The organism is Lysobacter sp. DMC104 (assembly GCF_056313665.1).
On the sequence record NZ_JBQUZW010000001.1, the window covers coordinates 171,035 to 190,155 of the forward strand.

Here is a 19,121-nt window from a genome sequence, read left to right on the forward strand (position 1 = left end):
GGAAGCGCCCGCGATCGACGACGGCCGGGACGACGACGGCCTGCCGGTCGTCGCTGCCGACGGCCATCGTTTCCGGCTTCTCGTCCGCCGGCCGGCGACGCCGGTCGCGGCGCTGCTGTGGCTGCCTGCGCTGGGCGTGGCCGCGAAACACTACCTGCCCTTCGCCGAAGCGCTGTCCGCGCGTGGCGTCGCGGTGTTCGTCCACGAATGGCGCGGCCACGGCAGCAGCGACGTCCGCGCCGGCCATGATCGCGACTGGGGCTACCGCACGCTGCTGGAAGACGACCTGCCGGGCGCGCTCGCGGCGATGCAGGCCGCGTGTCCGGACATCCCGCGGATCGTCGGCGGCCACAGCCTGGGCTCGCAGCTGGCGACGTGCCTGCTCGCACTGCGACCCGATGCCGCGCAGCGGCTGTGGCTGGTCGCCGGCGGCGCGCCGTACTGGCGCAGCTTCCCGGCGCCACGCGGCTGGCTGCTGCCGCTGGCCTACCGCTTCGCGCCTTGGCTGGCCGATCGCCGCGGCCATCTGCCGGGGCGGACGATCGGCTTCGGCGGACGCGAAGCACGCGGCGTGATCCGCGACTGGGCCCGCAGCGGACTCAGCGGCCGCTACGCCGGCGCCGGGATGACGACCGATCTTGAAGTCGCACTCGCCGGCGTGCAGGTCGACGTCGATGCGGTGCGGCTGGCCGACGACTGGCTGGTGCCAGCGGGCTCGCTGGACTGGCTGCTGGGCAAGCTGCGGCCGGCCGCGGTGCATCGCAGCGTGCTCGACGCCGCGCAGCTCGGCACGCGCGCCGACCACTTCGCCTGGATGCGCCAGCCCGAGGCCGTCGCGGACGCGCTCGTCCGCGGGCTTTAGGCCTCGTAGCCGTTCGGGTTCATCGACTGCCAGCGCCACGCGTCGCGGCACATCGCGTCGACGTCGAGCTCCGCACGCCAGCCCAGCAGGCGTTCGGCGAGTTGCGGGTCGGCGTAGACCTCGGCCACGTCGCCGACGCGGCGATCGACGATGTCGAAGGGAACCGGCCGACCGCTCGCGGCCTCGAACGCGCGCACCAGTTCCAGCACGCTGATCCCGCGGCCGACGCCGAGGTTGATCGCGGTGTGGCCATGCAGCGGATGGCCCGCGTGCGGCGCCGCACCGCCCTCGCCTGCCAGCGCTTCGATCGCGTGCACGTGCGCGCGGGCGAGATCGACCACGTGGATGTAGTCGCGCACGCCGGTGCCGTCGATCGTCGGCCAGTCGCCGCCGAAGACCTGCAGGCGCGGACGCAGGCCCACCGCGACCTGGCAGACGTAGGGCATCAGGTTGTTGGGGATGCCGTTCGGCGACTCGCCGATCAGGCCCGACGGATGCGCGCCCACCGGATTGAAGTAGCGCAGGCTGATCGCGCTCAGCTGCGGATCGGCGACGCAGGCGTCGGCGATGATCTCCTCCGCCATCAACTTGGTGCGGCCGTAGGGATTGGTCACCGACAGTCGCGCGGACTCATCCAACGGCAGCCTTTCCGGCTCGCCGTAGACCGTCGCCGACGAACTGAACACCAGCCGCGGCACGCCGTGCGCCTGCATCGCGCGCAGCAGCGAAATCGTGCCGCCGAGGTTGTTGTCGAAATATTCGAGCGGCTTCGCCACCGATTCGCCGACCGACTTGAGCGCGGCGAAGTGGATCACCGCATCGAAACGCCCGTTGGCGAACAGCCTGTCGAGCGCGTCGGCGTCGCGGACATCGACGCGATGCGCTTCGGGCGCGTGGCCGATCAGCCGGGCGAGGCGATCGAGCACCGCCGGTGCGCTGTTGACGTGGTTGTCGACGATCACTGCCTCGTGACCGCGCGCGGCCAGCGCGACGCAGGTGTGGCTGCCGATGTAACCGGCACCACCGCAGACCAGAACGCGCATGCAACCTCCGGATCGGATCGAAAGGACATCGAATGGACAGGGACGCGGGGCACCCACCGTCGTCGCACGCCACGTGACCGGAAAGTCGCGCTTTCCGCGTCAACAGTCGCCGAACCGAAGCCGCCGCGATGCGCACGGGCGGGCCGGCACGCCGGGCGCCATGCTGCGGGAAAGCCGGACACCCGGCAAGACCGCGACAAACGTCCGCCGCGCCGCGCACGGTAGAATCCCCACTGCCCAGACACGGAATCCACATCTCATGCAGGCCGCACTGCCCGATCGCAACGACATCCGCATCGCCGTCATCGGCCTCGGCTACGTGGGACTGCCGCTTGCGGCCTCCTTCGGCAGGCGCCATCCGGTGGTCGGTTTCGACATCGACGCGCAGCGCGTGGACGAACTGCGGCGCTTCCACGACCGCACGCTGGAAACCAGCGAGGACGAGCTGCGCGCCGCGTCGGAGCTGACCTTCAGCTGCGACGCGAAGGACCTCGAAGGCTGCAACGTCTTCATCGTCACCGTGCCCACGCCGATCGACGAATACAAGCGCCCCGACCTGCGCCCGCTGGAGTCCGCCAGCCGCACCGTCGGCCGCGCGATCCGCAAGGGCGGCATCGCGATCTACGAATCGACCGTGTATCCCGGCGCGACGGAAGAAGCCTGCGTGCCGATCGTCGAGCGCGAATCCGGCCTGAAATTCAACGTCGACTTCTACGCCGGCTACAGCCCCGAGCGCATCAACCCGGGCGACCACCAGCACCGGCTGGAAACCATCATGAAGGTCACCTCCGGCTCCACGCCCGAGGTCGCCGATTTCGTCGACGCGCTGTACGGCGGCATCATCACCGCCGGCACGCACAAGGCGAGCAGCATCCGCGTGGCGGAAGCGGCGAAGGTCATCGAGAACATCCAGCGCGACGTCAACATCGCGCTGATCAACGAACTGGCGCTGATCTTCCACCGCCTCGGCATCGACACGCATGAAGTGCTGGCCGCGTCGGGCACGAAGTGGAACTTCCTGCCGTTCAAGCCCGGTCTGGTCGGCGGCCACTGCATCGGCGTCGATCCCTACTACCTCACGCACAAGGCGCAGCAGATCGGCTACCACCCGGACGTGATTCTCGCCGGTCGCCGCATCAACGACGGCATGGGCCCGCACGTGGCGCAGTGCACGGTGAAGGAGATGACGAAACGCGGCCTGCCCACCGCCGGCGCGCGCATCCTCGTGCTGGGGCTGGCGTTCAAGGAAAACTGCCCGGATCTGCGCAACACCCGCGTGGTCGACATCCTCGCCGAACTCGACAGCTACCACGCGCAGGTCGACGTGCACGACCCGTGGGTCGACGCGCACCTCGCGCACGAGGAATACGGCCTCGCGATGACCGACGCGCCCGCCGAAGGCGCCTACGACGCGGTGATCCTGGCCGTCGCCCATCGCGAATTCGTCGCCCTCGGCGCCGAGGGCATCCGCCGCTTCGGCAAGCCCGGCGCCGTGCTGTTCGACGTCAAGGGCGTGCTGCCGCGGGATGCGGTGGATGGGCGACTGTAATCACGTGCCGCCCCGGTAGAGCGGCCTGACCAGCCATTCGGCTGTTGAACAACAGGCCGCGGCGATACGACCGATGCACAACATCGATCAAGCTGGGTCCCCGCTTGCGCGGGGATGACGATGTTTTGGGGATACGAGGCGCATCGTGCCGCCTGATCGTGCTTCGACCGAAGCACTCGATCAACCCGACCCACACCCCGTCATTCTCGCGAATGCGAGAACCCAACCGTCACCGCCGATCAGGCGTGGGTCCCCGCTTGCGCGGGGATGACGATGCTTTTTGACGATCGATCGTGAGATCCCGTCGCGTTCTCCCGACCGGCCGCAATCGCGCCTAGAATTGCGGCATTCGCCTCTCCCGGACGCCCCCCATGCGCATCCTCGTCACCGGCGCCGCCGGCTTCATCGGTTCCCGACTCACCGAGCGTCTGATCGCCCGCGGCGACGAGGTTCTCGGCTACGACAACCTCAACGATTACTACGACCCGACGCTCAAGGATGCACGCCTCGCCCGGCTCACGCCGCTGCCCGGCTTCTCGTTCGTGAAGGGCTCGCTGGAGGATCGCGAGACGCTGGAAGCCGCGTTCGACGCCTTCAAGCCGCAGCGCGTGGTCAACCTCGCCGCGCAGGCCGGCGTGCGCTACTCGCTGGAGAACCCGCGCGCCTACATCGACAGCAACATCGTCGGCTTCCTGCACATCCTCGAAGCCTGCCGCCATCGCGGCGTCGAGCATCTGGTCTACGCCTCGTCCAGTTCGGTCTACGGCGCCAACCGCAAGCTGCCGTTCGCGGTGGAGGACAGCGTCGACCATCCCGTCAGCCTGTACGCGGCCAGCAAGAAGTCGAACGAGCTGATGGCGCACACCTACAGCCACCTGTTCAACCTGCCGACGACCGGCCTGCGGTTCTTCACCGTCTATGGCCCGTGGGGCCGGCCGGACATGGCGCTGTTCCTGTTCACGAAAAAGATCCTCGCCGGCGAACCGATCGACGTCTTCAACCACGGCAGGCACACCCGCGACTTCACCTACATCGACGACATCGTCGAGGGCGTGATCCGCACGCTCGACCGCGTGCCCGGCCCCGATCCCGCGCATGACCCGCTCCACCCCACGCCCGCCACGTCTTCCGCGCCGTACCGCGTCTACAACATCGGCAACAACCATCCGGTGCAGCTGCTGCGCTACATCGAAGTGCTGGAAGAGTGCCTCGGCCGCAAGGCGACGATGAACCTGCTGCCGCTGCAGCCCGGCGACGTGCCCGACACCGCCGCCGACGTCTCCGCCCTTGCCCGCGACACCGGCTACCAGCCGACGACGCCGGTCGAGGTCGGCGTGAAGAATTTCGTGGAGTGGTATCGCGATTTTTACAAGGTTTGAAGCAGACTAATTCCTATCACACCGGAGGTGACATGCTTCCTCGTTATCAAATCTTTGTCAGCTCAACCTTCCGTGACTTAAGCGATGAACGCCAAGCTGTGCAAGAAGCAATCCTTGAACTCAATCACTTTCCAGCTGGAATGGAAACATTTCCAGCGGCTGACTCGACACCATGGGAACTGATCGAGTCTGTCATTGCAGATTCTGATTACTACATTCTTATCATCGGCGGGCGTTATGGTTCCGCCGGGCCTGAAGGAATCAGCTACACGGAGATGGAATACAATCTGGCCTTGAAGTTGCAAAAACCGATACTAGCTTTTCTTCATGCCGCTCCAGACATGATTCCTTCAGGCAAATCAGAACTCAACCCTGACGCCAGAAAAAAGCTCGATGAGTTCAGATCAAAAGTCTCATCTCGTCATTGTAAATTTTGGAAAAATAAGGATGAGCTGAAATCACAGGTTGTGATAGCCATCAACCATACAATAAGGACAAAACCCGCACCAGGCTGGATAAGAAATGCCGGCCCAAGCAAGCAGGATTTGCTACAGCAGCTAAATGACTTGCAATTGAAGTACGACACCCTTCAAACAGAAAACATAATTCTCCGGCGCAACGACGGCGAACCATATTCGCAGCCACCCATTGAAGCCATTGAAAAAGAATATAATTTCAAATTCAAAGGCGTCGGATACGACAAGACCTTTGAATACCCGATAAAACTCAAAGACATTTTCTTTGGAATTGCTAAAAATCTAATAATTCCTTGCAATGAAAGCAACATTGTTCGTCTTTTTAAAAATCTCGTCGAAGGTGCGATTTCTGGAACAGAAATTGCCAACGAAATACATACTCGCCAACAAAAATCTGCATGGACGTCTGGACTTGTCTCTATTGATGAAAATGAGCTTCAATCAGTTTTACTAATTTTCATGGCGGCAAACTTAATTGAACCCGAAGTACGGCAGCAAACCAGTGGAAGTGACGGAAAGATTTCATCCAGAGAAGTCAAGCACTGGAAATTGACGCCAGCGGGAAAATCACTTTTCCTCAAGACAGTTGTTCCGAGATAGCAACTCGATTGAAGCAACCGGGATTGGCCCCAAGCCGAATCAAAGGCACATGTGGTTTATTCCACTAGTTGCTGAATTACATCAAACGCCGCAATGCCGGCATGTACTTCTCCGACGAGCCGGTATTCACCGCCACCACGCGCTCGCCGCGCCTGAGCAGGCCGCGATCGAGCAGTTGCGGGATCGCGGCCAGGCAGGCCGCGCCTTCGAGCGAAATCCACCAGTGATTGACGCGCCAGACGCGCTGCAGTTCGGCTGCGGTTCCGCTGACCGCGATGGTGGCACAGCCCCTTGTCCGGTCGCCGAAAAGACACAGATCACGGGCATCATCAGTCACCCATGCCGGCCATCAGACCTTCGCGGATGAAATCCTTGTTACTCCCGGGCCTTTATCTGCTGCTGATCGTGGCAGGATGCGCGCATGCGCCACGCCCTCCCGAGTCACGCCCGATGACATCCTCGAAACCGCTGGTCATCGGCCACCGCGGTGCCAGCGCGCTGCGGCCGGAACATACGCTGGAGAGCTATCGCAAGGCGATCGAGGACGGCGCGGACATCGTCGAGCCGGACCTCGTCAGCACCCGCGACGGCGTGCTGGTGGCGCGGCACGAGAACGAGATCTCCGGCACCACCGACGTGGCCACGCATCCGGAATTCGGCGCGCGCAAGACGACGAAGACGATCGACGGCGAGCGCGTCACCGGCTGGTTCACCGAGGATTTCACGCTGGCCGAGCTGAAGACGCTGCGGGCACGCGAGCGCCTGCCCGAGCTGCGCGGCACCGCGCGCGACGGGCAATACGAGATTCCGACCTTCGACGAGATCGTGGACTTCGTCGCCACCGAGTCCGCACGTCGCGGCCGCGTCATCGGCCTGGCGCCGGAGATCAAGCATCCGACCCATTTCGCGCAGGTCGGCCTCGCGATGGAGGATCGCCTGCTCGACGCGCTGCAGGCGCATGCGTACACGCGCACCGCGCCGGTGATCATCCAGTCGTTCGAGACCGCGAACCTGCGCGCACTGCGCGCGAAGCTGCCGCGCGGCTCGAACGTGCGGCTGCTGCAGTTGTTCGGCAGCGCGCACGAGACGCCGTACGACACCGTCGCCGCGGGTCATCCGCGCCGCTACGGCGACCTCATGCGCGCCGACGGCCTGCGCGAGGTGGCGCAGTACGCCGACGCCATCGGCCCGGCGTACCGCGACCTCGATCCGCGTGACGGCCGCAGCCCGCTGGTCGACGCGGCCCACACCGCCGGCTTGCAGGTGATCGTCTACACCTTCCGGCCGGAGAACCACTTTCTCGGCAGCTTCGCCGGCGAAGGCGGCCCGGCCGCGCGCAGCGAGGCCGGTTCGGTGCGGCAGATCCGCGACGCGCTGGCGCTGGGCATCGACGCCTTCTTCACCGACGATCCGGCGCTGGGCCGGCGAGCGGTGGACGGCGACCGCTGACCCGCCAGACGGACGCGACGACATCGGCTGCAAACGACGCCAGCCGCGGCAGCCGGCCGCCAGCGTGTACAGTCACGGGCCTGCCCCCGTCCGTGAAGTCCGCATGTCCCCGCGCCAGTACGTCCTGACCTTTTCCTGCCCCGACAAGCCCGGCATCGTCAACGCCGTCTCGGGCCACCTGTTCGGGCATGGCGCCAACATCCTGGAATCGCAGCAGTACAGCGATCCCGACAGCGGCCGCTTCTTCATGCGCACGGTGTTCGCACTGGTCGAAACCGGCGCGTCGTTCGAGGCGCTGCGCGAGGCGTTCGCGGTGCCGGCCGGACGCTTCGGCATGCAGTGGACGATGCGCGACCGCGGCGAGCGCCGGCGCGTGCTGCTGATGGCCTCGAAGTTCGACCACTGCCTGGCCGACCTGCTCTATCGCTGGCGCAACGGCGAACTGCCGATGGACATCGTGGCGATCGTCTCCAACCATCCGCGCGAGACCTACCGCCACCTCGATTTCGAGGGCATTCCCTTCCACCACCTGCCGCTGCCGCCGGGCGGCAAGGCCGAGCAGGAAGCGCGGCTGTGGTCGCTGATCGAGGAGACGCGCGCCGAACTCGTGGTGCTGGCGCGCTACATGCAGGTGCTGTCGGACGAGCTGTCCGGAAAACTGGCCGGGCGCTGCATCAACATCCACCACTCGTTCCTGCCCAGCTTCAAGGGCGCGAAGCCGTACCACAGCGCGCATGCCCGCGGCGTGAAGCTGATCGGCGCGACCGCGCACTTCGTCACCGCGGACCTCGACGAGGGGCCGATCATCGAGCAGGACACGCAGCGCGTGAGCCACCACGACACGCCGGCCGACCTGATCCGCATCGGCCGCGACATCGAGCGCCGCGTGCTGGCGCAGGCGCTGCGCTGCTGGCTGGACGATCGCGTGCTGCTCAACGGGCAGCGGACTGTGGTGTTCTCGGTCTGAACGCCGACCCGAACCACGGCCGGCCGCGGTGCCGGCTCACTCGGCCAGTTGGTGGTCGTAGCTGATCACCCGCGCCAGCTTCCACTGGCCGTCGACCTGCTGCCAGACGTCGATGAACTTGCCCGCCTCGGTGAGGCGATCGGGCTGGCCGGGCTGGAGCGCGAAGAAGCGGTGTTCACCCATTTGCATGGCGCCGAAACCGTTGAGCATGTACACGCGCATGCTGCCTTCGACCAGTTCGCGACGCGCGCGGAAGTTCTCGCCGGTCTCCTGCGCCTTGCAGTTGTCGCGCATGCTCTGCATGAACGCGGCGCCGGAATCCGCGGTGCGCCCCCACTTGTCGTGGATGAACTCGAAATCGTCCGCGACCAGCGTCGCAAGCACGTCGAGCTTGCAGCCGAAGACCGCGTCGAACAGTTGGCGATCCTTCTCGGCGAGGATCGCCACGACCTCGGCCGACGGCGGCGCGGCGCCGGGCGTGAGGTGGATCTCCGCCTTCGGCGGCTCGGCGGCGCGGACGCCGGCGCATGCAAGGACGAGGAGCGAACCGAGGAACAGACGACGCATGGCGAACTCCCGCCGACAAGGTGCGGGCATCCTATCCGGACATTGACGCAACCGACAGTCCATGCCCGCCCACAGGCGCCGTGACGGTGCGACTGCCGAAGCCGGCGAGGATGGGCCGCGCCTTCGCGATCGCCGCCTGCACCTGAGGCAGCGACAGCGATGCCGTATGGCTGACCTCGGCATCCCAGACTTCGGTGACCCACAGCAGGTCGTCGTCCCCGGCATCGCGGGCGACGATGTAGCTCAGGCAGCCGGGCATGCCGGCGATGCCGTCGAGCAGGATCGCGATGAGGGCATCGCGCTGGCCGGGCGCGGCGCGCAGGCTTCCGATCAGACCGAACATGGGGCGTTCTCCTTCAAAAAGTGTGGCGCAGCCGGGCAGCACGGCCGCGATGGCCAGGGTGCCCGTGATGCCCAGAAACTGCCGTCGCCCGATCGTCATGCCGGCGGCAGCGATGGCGCGGTTTCGAACTTCGCCGTTGCGTCGAGCATGCGATCCCACGACGGAGCATGCGCGGTGAAGATATCCGCCTGCGGCCGGTACTGCGCGGGATCGTCCAGCGTGCCGGCGCGGATGCCGATCATGCTCGCCCGCAGCGTGGGCCGACCGAACAGCTGCGTCCCGCAGGTCGCGCAGAAACCGCGACGTATCGGCTGGCCGCTGCCGCCGACGCTCTCGTACCACGCTGGTTCGCCCACGATCTCCACCGCCTCGACGGAGAAGAACAGCGTCGGTGCATAGGCGCTGCCGGACACGCGACGGCAGTCGCGGCAATGGCAGTTGCCTTCGATCGCCGGCGTGCCGCCGGCGACGTAACGGACAGCGCCGCAGAGGCAACCGCCGGCATAGCGGGAAGACGTTTCGTCGGGCATGGCGCGAGGCTCCGTGTCGGTGTGTGCGAGGCGGGCGCCCATTTTCCGCGGGGCCACTGACAGGATTTGTCAGCAGGCGTCCGCCGCTGGCCACGAAAAAGCCGGGAAACACCCTCCCTGGGGTTTCCCGGCGCACGATGCCGCCGGCGAGCAACATCGCAATGCGACACGGGTTTGGGGCCCCGTGCCGCCGGCACATCGTCCATGACGCGCCGGATCAGGTGGTCGGCACACTCGTCGCTCGCTGCCGAGCGGGAATGTGCTTCAGGGGCGGGCCGTCCACTGACGAGGTTTCCGGGCCCGCCCCCTCCGCATCCTTCAATCTTCCTTGTCGTCGTCCTCGCCCTCGTTGCGCGGGGCGTCGGCGGCGACGAACTTCGAGCGCAGTTCGGCTTCCAGCCTCGCCGCGACCGCAGGGTTCTCCTTGAGGTACTGGCGGGCGTTTTCCTTGCCCTGGCCGATACGCTCGCCGCCGTAGCCGTACCAGGCGCCGGACTTGTCGACCAGCTTGGCGTCGACGCCCATGTCGATGAGCTCGCCCTCGCGGCTGATGCCTTCGCCATAGAGGATTTCGGTGACGACCTGCTTGAACGGCGGAGCGAGCTTGTTCTTGACGACCTTGATCTTGGTCTGGTTGCCGATGATCTCGTCGCCCTTCTTGATGCTGCCGATGCGGCGGATGTCGAGGCGCACCGAAGCGTAGAACTTCAGCGCGTTGCCGCCGGTGGTGGTTTCCGGGCTCTGGCCGGGCATCATCACGCCGATCTTCATGCGCAACTGGTTGATGAAGATCACCAGGCAGTTGCTGCGCTTGATGTTGCCGGTGAGCTTGCGCAGCGCCTGGCTCATCAGGCGGGCCTGCAGGCCGGGGAGCTGGTCGCCCATCTCGCCTTCGATTTCGGCCTTCGGCGTGAGCGCGGCGACCGAGTCGATCACCACCACGTCGACGGCGTTGGAACGCACGAGCATGTCGGCGATCTCCAGCGCCTGTTCGCCGGTGTCGGGCTGCGACAGCAGCAGGTCGTCGACGTTGACGCCGAGCTTCTGCGCGTAGGTCGGGTCGAGCGCGTGCTCGGCGTCGATGAAGGCGGCGGTGCCGCCGGCCTTCTGGCATTCGGCGATCGCCTGCAGGGTGAGCGTGGTCTTGCCGGAGGATTCCGGCCCGTAGATCTCGACGACGCGCCCCTTGGGCAGGCCGCCGATGCCGAGCGCGATGTCCAGCATCAGGGAGCCGGTGCCGATGGCCTCGACCACCTCGACCGGGCGGTCGCCCAGACGCATGACCGAACCCTTGCCGAACTGCTTGTCGATCTGGCTCAGGGCGGCGGACAGCGCGCGCTTCTTGTTCTCGTCCATCGTGGAATCCTCGTCAGTGGATGTTGTGTGAAAGGGTGTGGAACCGGAGTGGCGTCAGGTTAGGGAGCATCCGTCGCAAAACCTGCGACGCCCGGAAAAGGTAGGAAAACGAGGGTGCGGACGGGATCGGGAATGGCCGGGGCGCGGGGTCGGGAAAGTCCGCATCGCGCTCAGCGGTTCGGGCGCACCAGGCCGCAGTACAGGCCTTCGATCGCGAAATCCTGGTCCGGCAGCACCTCGATCGGCCGGTAGTCCGGGTTGCGCGGCAGCAGGCGGATGCGGTCCTTGCCCTTCTTCAGCAGCTTCACGGTGATCTCGTCGTCGATGCGGGCCACCACGATCTGACCGTCGCGCGCCTCGCGGGTGCGGTACACGCCGATCAGGTCGCCGTCGAAGATGCCTTCGTCGACCATCGAGTCGCCCTGCACTTTCAACAGGTAGTTCGGCGCAGGCGAGAACAGCGCGCGGTCGAGCAGGACGTAGTCGTCGGAGCGCAGGTCGGCGCCGATCGGCAGGCCGGCGGCGACGCGGCCCAGCACCGGCAGGCGCAGCGCATGGTCGGGCAGCGCGGGTTCGGGCGGCTGGTCGAGCGCCTCGTTGGCCGGCTCGTGGACCAGACGGATGCCGCGCGCCTGCCCCGGCACCCGGCGGATCACGCCGGCCTGCTCAAGCGCTTCGAGGTGGTACTGCGCCGCGCGCACGCCCTTGAAGCCCATGGCGTGGGCGATCTCGGTCTGCGAGGGCGGCACCCCGTCGGCGGCGATGCGCTCGGCGATCAGGGCGAGGATGGCGTGCTGGGTATCGGTCAGGTCCATGGTTAGTAGTATTACTACTAACAACCCGGCCCGTCAATGCGCTGGAGCGTTCGCCCCAACCGCCGGCGCGAGAAAGGCCGTCCGGTACAGCAGCCGCGCCAACACGAATTGCAGCCACAGACCCGACGGCATGAGCAGGAGCAGCGCGGGGGTCTCGAACCCGCGCAGGCTGTTCAGGACGTCGACCCATGCCGCGAGCCACGTTGTCGCTCCTGCCCCGCCTTCCTGCCGCCATGCCTCGAAGCTCGGCAGGATGTAGGCATCGAACACGCCGATGGACAGCAGGGGCGCCGCGATGACCAGCACCCAGGCGATGACCAGCGCGTCCAGCCCCACATGCGCACGCACCGTCGACCAGCGGAACAGCCGCCGCAGGGCGTCACGAAGCCCGGCCCCGCTGCGCCGGGAAAACAGGAACGCGAAGACGAACAGATCGCAAAGCAGTTCGATCACGTAACCGATGATGTCGATCGCACCCGCCGGTATCCAGTCCGCCGCGGGGATCACGAAGAACATGGGCGCTTCCGCCTGCGCCATCACGGCGGGGACGAGGACCCAGCCGACGACCGCCACCACCAGCGCAAGCAGGCCCGGCCAGAAGGGCCGCCACCAGCGTTCCAGCCGGTCGCGCGCCAGCGTGTCCGGATTGAACAAGAGGAAAAACGCCAGGATGAGGATCACCACGGGGGCGGTCAGCGCGATGGGGAGCCACCATGCCACGAAGAAGCGGCCCGCATCGGGGAATGCAGGCAACGACAGCGCCAGCGATTCCGCAGAGAATCCGGCGAGCAACAGGCCGGTGACCACCATCGCCGCGAACAGCAGCGTCGCGTTGAAACTCCGCGACGAGAACGTCCAGCGCATCGCCTGCATGGCCTGCGCCTGCGGATCCAGCCAACGGCGCACGCGCAGCAACAACCCCATTCCGACGAACGCGACACCGGCCAGCGCGCACAGCATCAGCGGGTACGACAGCGGCGAGAAGAATTCGATCATCCTGCGCGGCGGAAGCTCGCCCATCGATGCCACGAACGCCGGTGCCGAGTCGACGAGCAGTACCAGACCGGCCGGCCACGCAACGCACCACAAGGCGAAGATCGACGCGAACAGCGCATCGCGCACCGCCGGACGCCTCGGCAGGAAGCCCGCCATCGATCAGGACGCGCCCAGCAGCTCGTCCAACCCCTCCAGCGCCGCCGCCACCGTCTGCCGGCGCACGGCCTCGCGGTCGCCTTCGAAGTGGAAGACCTTGGCGCGGGCGTAGCCGCCGCGGCGCTTCCAGCCGATCCACACCGTGCCGACGGGCTTGTCGGGCGAGCCGCCACCAGGGCCGGCGATGCCGGTGACCGCGACCGCCACGCCCGCGCCGGAATGCACCAGCGCGCCGGAGACCATCTCGATGACCGTTTCGCGGCTGACCGCGCCCTGCTGCTCCAGTGTCTCGGGGCGCACGCCGAGCATCGCCTGCTTGGCTTCGTAGCTGTAGGCGACCATGCCGCAGTCGAACCAGTCGGACGAGCCGGCGATGTCGGTGACGGTCTTGGCGATCCAGCCGCCGGTGCAGCTCTCGGCGGTGACGAGGCTGAGCCGGGCGGCGCGGAAACGCAGGCCGAGCGCTTCGGCGCGGACGCTCAGTTCGGAGTCGGTGGGCAGGGGCATGCGGGGTCCGGCACCCGGCGGAGACCCGGGCGTGACCGGCATCATAGCGGCCGGCGACGGCCCGGGGGCACGTCGATCGCGGCGCCCCGGAACGCCGACGGCCCGCACAGGGCGGGCCGTCGGGCGCGTCGTCAGACTCGGGCGCGATGCCGCGGGCGTCAGTACTTCACGCGGAAGGTTACGCCGTAGGTGCGCGGAGTGCCGAGGAAGCCGTTCCACGACCCGGTCTGCAGCGGCGTGTCGATGATGACCTGGTAGTAGTCGACGTCGGTGACGTTCTGCGACCACAGCTCGACGCTCCAGCGGTCGTTCGCCGAGCCCAGCGTGAAGCGGGCGTTGGCGAGCGTGTAGGCGTCCTGCATCTTCTGCGGATCGAGGTCGGAACCGGTGTTGTACTTCGACATGTACTTGGCACCGACGTGCGCACCGGCCTTGAGCCCGCCGATGCGCCAGTCGTAGCCGACCGACGCCGTGGCCGACCATTCCGGCGCGAAGCTCGGGCGGCTGCCGGGCAGTAGCACCAGGTCGGTGTCGGGCAGCGGATCGTTGCCGTAACGGGTGTCGGCGTAGGTCAGGCCACCCTGCACCATCCAGCCGCCGGTCTTCCACAGCAATTCCGCGTCGACGCCCTGCGAGGTCACCTTCGGGATCGAGCGCACCACGAAACTGGTGCCGAGGAAGCTGTTGAGCTGGAAGTCCGAGTACGTCTGGTGGAACAGCGTGGCGTTGAGCAGCAGGTTGCCGCCCAGCCACGTGGTCTTCGTGCCCAGCTCGTAGCTGTCGACGAATTCACCCGGGAACGAGGTGTCGTCCACCGGGACGATGCCCGAGGTGCCGCTGGACAGACCGGTGTTGGACTGCACGCGATCGAGGTTGAAACCGCCGGCCTTGTAGCCGCGCGCGGCGGAGAAATAGGCCATCGCGTGTTCGTTGAAGCGGTAGGCGGCCTTGAACGTGCCGGACCATTCGCGCTCGCGGCGGCTCTGGTCGGTGGCGCGGCCGTCGTGGCGCACGTTGGTCCACGGCAGACAGGCGAAGCCGACCACCGACGGCGCCGCGGCGGACGCCTGCGAGACGGTCAGGCCGCGCGCGACCAGCGCCGCGACCACCTGCGCCGGGTTCGCCAGCATCGCGCCGCAGCCGAGGCCGCCGTTCGGGTTGCTGTAGCGCGAGGACAGGTCCTTGTTCTCGACGGTGTAGCGCAGGCCGAGGGTGAGGTCGAGCGCGTCGGTGGCGTGCCAGGTGTTGTTGGTGAACAACCCCATGCTCTTCGAATCCTGCACGTAGCGATCGGACGCGGCGTGGCCGGCGAACACCGTGCCGAACGGACGCCCCGAGGCCTGCGACAGGAAGAGTGCCGCGGTCGGGCTGGTACCGAGCAAGGGGTTGATGCGCGAGAGCAGCGCGATCGAGAGGTAAGGTTCGTAGGCCGAACCGATGCGGTAGGCCTCGTTGCGCTTGAGGTTCTCGTCGGCGTAGAACGCGCCGACCAGCCAGTCGACCTTGTCGGTGCTGCCGGTCAGGCGGAACTCCTGGCTGAAGGTGTCGAACGCGGTGTAGTTGTCGCCCTTCTGCGCGTTGCGGTACAGCAGGTCGGCCGAACTGAAATCGAAATCGATGCCGTTGGTCGATTCCCAGTTGCGCTGCGCGGTGATCGAGGTGAGCTTCGCGCCGCCGAACCACGGGGTCTGCCAGTCGACTTCGGCGCTGATGCCCTTGTCCTTGATGTACTGCTGGGTGCCGCGGTTGGCCCAGGTCTGGCGCGAGAACGGGTCGGCCACGGGGATGACGCCCGAGTCCGTCGCCAGCGCGTCGATGATCGCCGCGGTCGGACCGCGGATCGTGGTCACGCTGGTGCAGCAGTTCTCGTCGCGGTTGGTGAAATCGCCGGTCAGCAGGATGTCCAGCGTGTCGCTGGGCTGCAGCAGCAACTGGCCGCGGAAGGCGTGGAAATTCTGGTCCTGGTCTTCCTTGTCGGTGCGCGGGCCGGCGCCGGTGTGCACGTCCATGTAGCCGTCGCGCGAACGCAGGGCGCCGTACAGCCGGAACGCCGCCACGTCGTTGATGCCGTCGCTGTACGAGCCGGCGACGCCCAGCGCGCCGTAGTTGCCGGCGGTGACCTCGGCCTCGACGTGCTGCTGGAAGGTCGGGCGGCGGGTGACGACGTTGATCACGCCGGCGGAGGTGTTCTTGCCGAAGAGCGTGCCCTGCGGGCCCTTCAGCACTTCGATGCGTTCGAGTTCGCCCAGGTCGGTGAAACCGACGCCGCTGCGCGGGCGGTACACGCCGTCGATGACCACACCGACCGAGGATTCGAGGCCGGCGTTGTCGCCCACCGTGCCGATGCCGCGGATGCGGGCCACGGTCTGCGATTCGCTCTGGGTGCTGGTGACGGTCAGGCCGGGCACCACCGTCTGCAGTTCGCGGATGTCGTGGACGCCGTTCTGTTCGAGCGTGCGCCGGGACAGCGCGGTGACCATCACCGGCACGTCCTGCAGCGCTTCTTCGCGCTTCTGCGCGGTGACCGTGATCTTGTCGAGCGTGGCCGCCTGGTCGTCGTCGGCGGCGGGTTCGTCCGCCAGCGCCAGCGGCGCCTGCATCAGGCCGATCATGGCGATCAGCAGTGCATGACTGAGCCGCGTGCGTTGCGGTGCATGGCGAGTCATCATCGTTCCCCTCGTCGCGATTCGTGGATCGTGTCGTGTCTTGTCGTTGTCGTGGCGGTGCCCGCGCGTCGATGGGGACGGATGCCGTCCCGGAGGAGCCGTGGGGGAAACGGCGGCGGGGCGACCCTCGACGAACTGTGACACAGCGCCGCGACGGTAACACAGGCCGCCGTCGGACGTGAGTGGGGGACGGCACGGGGAAGAGGCCGCCCCCGGACGCGCTCAGCCCTCGCCTCGCCCGCCCCCTGCGAAGCGCGCGAACCCGTCGACGAACTGCCGCAGCTGGGCCAGCGTGGCCGCGTCCGCCAGTTCGCCGTCCGCGTCCATCAGCGTGTGCGCCTTCGACACCATCAGCCGGCCCTCGGCCCAGAACCGGGTCTTCAGCGTGCGCAGCACCGGCAGCCAGTGGGCCTGCGACAGGATCGTGCCGAAGCCGCCGGGCGAGGCCCCGATCAGCGCGACCGGCCGACCGGCGAAGACCGCATCGCCGGTGCGCGACAGCCAGTCCACGCCGTTCTTGAACACGCCGGGGATGCCGTTGTTGTACTCGGGCGTGACCAGCAGCAGGCCGTCGCTGGCGAGGATCTTCGCGCGCAGGGCCTGCACGGCCTCGGGGATGCCCGAGGCGGTTTCGAGGTCGCCGTCGTACAGCGGGATGCCGTGCAGCGTGGCGACCTCGACCTCGACGCCATCGGGGGCCTGGCGCTGCGCTGCTCGCGCCAGGGCGGTGTTGAACGAACCGGCGCGCAGGCTGCCGGAGAGTGCGAGGAGGCGGGTCATGGCGGAGCTCCTGGTCGAAAGAAGGACGGGGACGGACGCGGCGGCAAGGATCAGCCCATGCGCCCGAACTTGCCGGCGTTGAAATCGCGGATGGCCTCGGCGATCTCGGTCTGGGTGTTCATCACGAACGGGCCGTAGCCGACCACCGGCTCGTCGATCGGCGCACCGGCCAGCAGCAGCACCTTGGCGTCGGTGTTCGCCTCGATGACGACACCCTCGCCTCCGGTCGACAGCGTGACCATCTGCGCCTGCCGCAGCACCGCCTCACCGTTGACCTGGACGGTGCCGTCCAGCACCACCAGCAGCGTGGTCCAGCCCTCGGGCTGCGGCAACCGCGCGGTCGCGCCGGCGACCAGCCGCAGGTCCCAGACGTTCATCGGGGTGAAGGTGCGGGCCGGGCCCCGGGCGCCGTCGAAGTCGCCGGTGATGATCCGCACGCGGCCGGCGCCGTCGGGCAGCGGCACGTCCGGGATCGCCGTGCCCAGCACCGCCTGGTAGCCCGGCGCGGCCATCTTGTCCTTGGCCGGCAGGTTCACCCATAGCTGGACCATCTCGAACGGCCCGCCGCTGCGGCTGTAGGCCTCGGAGTGGAATTCCTCGTGGAGGATGCCGCTGCCGGCGGTCATCCACTGCACGTCGCCGGGGCCGATCACCCCGCCCTGCCCGGTCGAATCGCGATGCTCGACCTCGCCGGCGTAAACGATCGTGACCGTCTCGAAGCCGCGGTGCGGGTGCTGGCCGACGCCGCGACGGCCGCCGGGGTTGGGCGAGAACGTCGTGGGCGCGGCGTAGTCGAGCATCAGGAACGGGCTGCGCTGGGCCACGCCCGGGCCGCTGTAACCGAACATGCCGTGGACCGGGAAGCCGTCGCCCACCCAATGCCGGCCGGGGGCATGGCCGATCCCGAGGATCTTCTTGTCGCGGACGAGGGTGGTGGTGCTCATGGGTCGCTCCGGTGTCGGGGAGGCGGAAGTGCCTCCTAGGCGCTCATCGTCTTTTTCGAACGATGCAGGCGGTAGCCGCCGATTCGTGGAATGATCGTCCCATCGGATGAACGATGGCGATCGAAGCCCGCATGCAGGACCTCAACGACCTCTTCTACTTCGTGCAGGTGGTGGACCACGGCGGCTTCGCGCCGGCCGGGCGGGCGCTGGGCATGCCCAAGTCCAAGCTGAGCAGGCGGATCGCACTGCTGGAGGAGCGCCTCGGCGTGCGCCTGATCCAGCGCTCGACCCGCAAGTTCGTGGTCACCGATCTCGGCCGCACCTACTACGGCCACGCCCGCGCCGCGCTGGTCGAGGCCGCCGCCGCCGAGGAAGCGATCCAGCGCACCCGGGCCGAGCCGCGCGGGATCGTGCGCATGAGTTGCCCCACCACCCTGCTCGACATCCGGGTCGGGCCGATGCTGGCGGAGTTCCTGCGCCAGCATCCGCAGGTCGAGCTGCATCTGGACGCCACCAACCGCCGGGTCGACGTGCTCGGCGAAGGGCTGGACCTCGCGCTGCGGGTCCGCCCGCCGCCGCTGGCCGATTCCGACCTCGCCATGCGCACGCTCGCGACCCGCAAGCAATGCCTGGTCGCCAGCCCGGCGCTGATGGCGCGGCTGGGCCGCCCCGATGCCCCGGCCGCGCTGATGGGCTGGCCCAGCATGGATCTCGGCCTGCCGCAGAACCAGCACGTCTGGGACCTGCACGGCCCCGACAGCGCCCACGTCGCGATCCACCACCAGCCGCGGTTCGTCACCCGCGGCATGCTCGCCCTGCGCGACGCCGCGGTGGCCGGCGTGGGCGTGGTGCAGTTGCCGATGATGGTGACCCGCGAACTGGTCGCCGAAGGCCGTCTGGTGCACGTGCTGGACGGCTGGGCGCCGCGCGAGGAGATCGTGCACGCGGTGTTCCCCTCGCGCCGCGGCCAGCTGCCGTCGGTGCGGGCGCTGATCGACTTCCTCGCCGAACGCTTCGCGCAGATGCAGGACGAGTAAGGTCGTTCGACGGCGTGGCGCCGCCGAACGCGCCGGCGCGTGGCCGCCGCCCCGCCGGATTCCCTATCATGGGCGGCTCCGCGGGCACGCCGGGGATGC

The 19,121-nt window shown here is 67.5% G+C and carries 19 protein-coding genes; 7 read left to right on the forward strand and 12 right to left on the reverse strand.

Going from position 1 to position 19,121, the window contains the following annotated elements:
- The first annotated feature begins 13 nt into the window (after window positions 1-13).
- On the forward strand, window positions 14-862 hold the full coding sequence (locus ACT53R_RS00825) for an alpha/beta hydrolase family protein (protein ID WP_476170305.1): 849 nt from the start codon (window positions 14-16) through the stop codon (window positions 860-862).
- On the opposite strand, the gene galE is transcribed toward ACT53R_RS00825, so the two are convergent.
- On the reverse strand, window positions 859-1,905 hold the full coding sequence (galE, locus tag ACT53R_RS00830; protein WP_476169934.1) for a UDP-glucose 4-epimerase GalE: 1,047 nt from the start codon (window positions 1,903-1,905) through the stop codon (window positions 859-861). The two genes, ACT53R_RS00825 and galE, sit on opposite strands and share 4 nt — an antisense overlap.
- A gap of 259 nt (window positions 1,906-2,164) precedes the next feature.
- Between galE and ACT53R_RS00835 the strand changes: the two genes are divergently transcribed.
- The 3 genes from ACT53R_RS00835 to ACT53R_RS00845 all read left to right on the forward strand — a co-directional run bounded on the left by ACT53R_RS00835 (window position 2,165) and on the right by ACT53R_RS00845 (window position 5,909).
- Entirely contained in the window at window positions 2,165-3,454 is a 1,290-nt protein-coding gene (locus tag ACT53R_RS00835; protein ID WP_476169935.1) for a nucleotide sugar dehydrogenase, read from the forward strand.
- A 371-nt stretch (window positions 3,455-3,825) separates the two neighbouring features.
- On the forward strand, window positions 3,826-4,833 hold the full coding sequence (locus ACT53R_RS00840; protein WP_476169936.1) for an NAD-dependent epimerase: 1,008 nt from the start codon (window positions 3,826-3,828) through the stop codon (window positions 4,831-4,833).
- A 32-nt stretch (window positions 4,834-4,865) separates the two neighbouring features.
- Window positions 4,866-5,909: a DUF4062 domain-containing protein gene (locus ACT53R_RS00845; RefSeq protein ID WP_476169937.1), complete on the forward strand. Its 1,044-nt coding sequence runs from the start codon at window positions 4,866-4,868 to the stop codon at window positions 5,907-5,909.
- Between the two features lie 76 nt (window positions 5,910-5,985).
- Here ACT53R_RS00845 and ACT53R_RS00850 read toward each other — a convergent pair whose 3' ends face one another.
- Window positions 5,986-6,246: a hypothetical protein gene (locus ACT53R_RS00850; RefSeq protein WP_476169938.1), complete on the reverse strand. Its 261-nt coding sequence runs from the start codon at window positions 6,244-6,246 to the stop codon at window positions 5,986-5,988.
- Between the two features lie 113 nt (window positions 6,247-6,359).
- On the opposite strand from ACT53R_RS00850, the gene ACT53R_RS00855 reads away from it, so the two are divergent.
- Complete coding sequence (locus tag ACT53R_RS00855) at window positions 6,360-7,358, forward strand: glycerophosphodiester phosphodiesterase (protein ID WP_476169939.1); 999 nt, start codon at window positions 6,360-6,362, stop codon at window positions 7,356-7,358.
- Between the two features lie 103 nt (window positions 7,359-7,461).
- The gene (gene purU, locus ACT53R_RS00860; RefSeq protein ID WP_476169940.1) at window positions 7,462-8,325 is read left to right on the forward strand and encodes a formyltetrahydrofolate deformylase; all 864 of its coding nucleotides are present in this window, start codon (window positions 7,462-7,464) and stop codon (window positions 8,323-8,325) included.
- A 36-nt stretch (window positions 8,326-8,361) separates the two neighbouring features.
- Here the strand turns inward: purU and ACT53R_RS00865 are convergent, their stop codons facing one another.
- The 10 genes from ACT53R_RS00865 to ACT53R_RS00910 all read right to left on the reverse strand — a co-directional run bounded on the left by ACT53R_RS00865 (window position 8,362) and on the right by ACT53R_RS00910 (window position 17,985).
- Entirely contained in the window at window positions 8,362-8,892 is a 531-nt protein-coding gene (locus ACT53R_RS00865; RefSeq protein ID WP_476169941.1) for a nuclear transport factor 2 family protein, read from the reverse strand.
- Between the two features lie 31 nt (window positions 8,893-8,923).
- Complete coding sequence (locus tag ACT53R_RS00870) at window positions 8,924-9,334, reverse strand: putative quinol monooxygenase (RefSeq protein WP_476169942.1); 411 nt, start codon at window positions 9,332-9,334, stop codon at window positions 8,924-8,926.
- Window positions 9,331-9,765, reverse strand: a complete 435-nt coding sequence (locus ACT53R_RS00875; RefSeq protein ID WP_476169943.1) for a GFA family protein — start codon at window positions 9,763-9,765, stop codon at window positions 9,331-9,333. The genes ACT53R_RS00870 and ACT53R_RS00875 overlap by 4 nt, the downstream gene beginning before the upstream one ends.
- A 318-nt stretch (window positions 9,766-10,083) precedes the next feature.
- Entirely contained in the window at window positions 10,084-11,121 is a 1,038-nt protein-coding gene (gene recA / locus ACT53R_RS00880; RefSeq protein ID WP_476169944.1) for a recombinase RecA, read from the reverse strand.
- A gap of 170 nt (window positions 11,122-11,291) precedes the next feature.
- Entirely contained in the window at window positions 11,292-11,936 is a 645-nt protein-coding gene (lexA, locus tag ACT53R_RS00885; protein ID WP_476169945.1) for a transcriptional repressor LexA, read from the reverse strand.
- A gap of 33 nt (window positions 11,937-11,969) precedes the next feature.
- Window positions 11,970-13,088: a hypothetical protein gene (locus ACT53R_RS00890; RefSeq protein ID WP_476169946.1), complete on the reverse strand. Its 1,119-nt coding sequence runs from the start codon at window positions 13,086-13,088 to the stop codon at window positions 11,970-11,972.
- Window positions 13,089-13,091: 3 nt separating this feature from the next.
- Window positions 13,092-13,595: a CinA family protein gene (locus tag ACT53R_RS00895; protein WP_476169947.1), complete on the reverse strand. Its 504-nt coding sequence runs from the start codon at window positions 13,593-13,595 to the stop codon at window positions 13,092-13,094.
- A gap of 158 nt (window positions 13,596-13,753) precedes the next feature.
- The gene (locus ACT53R_RS00900) at window positions 13,754-16,264 is read right to left on the reverse strand and encodes a TonB-dependent receptor (protein ID WP_476169948.1); all 2,511 of its coding nucleotides are present in this window, start codon (window positions 16,262-16,264) and stop codon (window positions 13,754-13,756) included.
- Between the two features lie 219 nt (window positions 16,265-16,483).
- Window positions 16,484-17,041, reverse strand: a complete 558-nt coding sequence (locus ACT53R_RS00905; protein ID WP_476169949.1) for an NADPH-dependent FMN reductase — start codon at window positions 17,039-17,041, stop codon at window positions 16,484-16,486.
- Between the two features lie 50 nt (window positions 17,042-17,091).
- Window positions 17,092-17,985 carry a pirin family protein gene (locus ACT53R_RS00910; RefSeq protein ID WP_476169950.1) on the reverse strand — a complete coding sequence of 298 codons (894 nt, stop codon included), beginning with the start codon at window positions 17,983-17,985 and terminating at the stop codon, window positions 17,092-17,094.
- A 113-nt stretch (window positions 17,986-18,098) separates the two neighbouring features.
- On the opposite strand from ACT53R_RS00910, the gene ACT53R_RS00915 reads away from it, so the two are divergent.
- A complete protein-coding gene (locus ACT53R_RS00915) occupies window positions 18,099-19,022 on the forward strand; it encodes a LysR family transcriptional regulator (RefSeq protein WP_476169951.1) in 924 nt (307 codons plus the stop codon).
- Window positions 19,023-19,121: the final 99 nt, after the last annotated feature.

What these genes read in the sequence shown, in the direction of transcription:
- ACT53R_RS00855 (WP_476169939.1), top strand. Translation starts at nt 6,360, where the DNA reads ATGACATCCTCGAAACCGCTGGTCATCGGCCACCGCGGTGCCAGCGCG.
- purU (WP_476169940.1), top strand. Translation starts at nt 7,462, where the DNA reads ATGTCCCCGCGCCAGTACGTCCTGACCTTTTCCTGCCCCGACAAGCCC.
- ACT53R_RS00870 (WP_476169942.1), bottom strand. Translation starts at nt 9,334, where the DNA reads ATGACGATCGGGCGACGGCAGTTTCTGGGCATCACGGGCACCCTGGCC.
- ACT53R_RS00875 (WP_476169943.1), bottom strand. Translation starts at nt 9,765, where the DNA reads ATGCCCGACGAAACGTCTTCCCGCTATGCCGGCGGTTGCCTCTGCGGC.
- recA (WP_476169944.1), bottom strand. Translation starts at nt 11,121, where the DNA reads ATGGACGAGAACAAGAAGCGCGCGCTGTCCGCCGCCCTGAGCCAGATC.
- ACT53R_RS00890 (WP_476169946.1), bottom strand. Translation starts at nt 13,088, where the DNA reads ATGGCGGGCTTCCTGCCGAGGCGTCCGGCGGTGCGCGATGCGCTGTTC.
- ACT53R_RS00865 (WP_476169941.1), bottom strand. Translation starts at nt 8,892, where the DNA reads ATGCGTCGTCTGTTCCTCGGTTCGCTCCTCGTCCTTGCATGCGCCGGC.
- ACT53R_RS00905 (WP_476169949.1), bottom strand. Translation starts at nt 17,041, where the DNA reads ATGACCCGCCTCCTCGCACTCTCCGGCAGCCTGCGCGCCGGTTCGTTC.
- ACT53R_RS00900 (WP_476169948.1), bottom strand. Translation starts at nt 16,264, where the DNA reads ATGATGACTCGCCATGCACCGCAACGCACGCGGCTCAGTCATGCACTG.
- ACT53R_RS00915 (WP_476169951.1), top strand. Translation starts at nt 18,099, where the DNA reads ATGGCGATCGAAGCCCGCATGCAGGACCTCAACGACCTCTTCTACTTC.
- galE (WP_476169934.1), bottom strand. Translation starts at nt 1,905, where the DNA reads ATGCGCGTTCTGGTCTGCGGTGGTGCCGGTTACATCGGCAGCCACACC.
- ACT53R_RS00840 (WP_476169936.1), top strand. Translation starts at nt 3,826, where the DNA reads ATGCGCATCCTCGTCACCGGCGCCGCCGGCTTCATCGGTTCCCGACTC.
- lexA (WP_476169945.1), bottom strand. Translation starts at nt 11,936, where the DNA reads ATGGACCTGACCGATACCCAGCACGCCATCCTCGCCCTGATCGCCGAG.
- ACT53R_RS00910 (WP_476169950.1), bottom strand. Translation starts at nt 17,985, where the DNA reads ATGAGCACCACCACCCTCGTCCGCGACAAGAAGATCCTCGGGATCGGC.
- ACT53R_RS00845 (WP_476169937.1), top strand. Translation starts at nt 4,866, where the DNA reads ATGCTTCCTCGTTATCAAATCTTTGTCAGCTCAACCTTCCGTGACTTA.
- ACT53R_RS00895 (WP_476169947.1), bottom strand. Translation starts at nt 13,595, where the DNA reads ATGCCCCTGCCCACCGACTCCGAACTGAGCGTCCGCGCCGAAGCGCTC.
- ACT53R_RS00835 (WP_476169935.1), top strand. Translation starts at nt 2,165, where the DNA reads ATGCAGGCCGCACTGCCCGATCGCAACGACATCCGCATCGCCGTCATC.